Annotated in this window: 1 protein-coding gene; it reads right to left on the reverse strand. The window is 53.1% G+C overall.

Annotated elements, in window-relative coordinates; genetic code table 11:
* Positions 1-10: 10 nt before the first annotated feature.
* Positions 11-339 (reverse strand): hypothetical protein (locus tag EII11_RS10395; protein ID WP_165867175.1); only part of this gene is annotated, 329 nt, incomplete at its 5' end.

Raw genomic sequence — 339 nt, forward strand, 5'->3', positions numbered from 1 at the left:
ATCTCACTTCTCACTTGCTTGTTTGTCCGCTTTGAGGGGTCAGGACTTCCTCACTGCGCTCGATAGCTTTAAAGTAGCGGACTTTAGCGACTTGAGCATCCCACAAGGCACGCAATTCTTCCTCACTTGGCGGCTCAACACTGACATTTTTAAGGTCGATACGCACCATAATGTAGGTGTCATCCACAATCCCATACGCTCGCGCCGTAGTACGAATAAAACCGCCTTCTTCTACAACAGGCTCGGGTGGGGGAGGCGTAAGTCCCTTCCCCTCCCAGTACACGGCCTGGAAAGCAGCGATACCCTCACCGAAATCAAGGGGCGTCACCCGCCAATCAG

Origin of the sequence: Schaalia canis (assembly GCF_003858455.1) — a bacterium.
Taxonomy (GTDB): Bacteria; Actinomycetota; Actinomycetes; order Actinomycetales; family Actinomycetaceae; genus Pauljensenia; species Pauljensenia canis.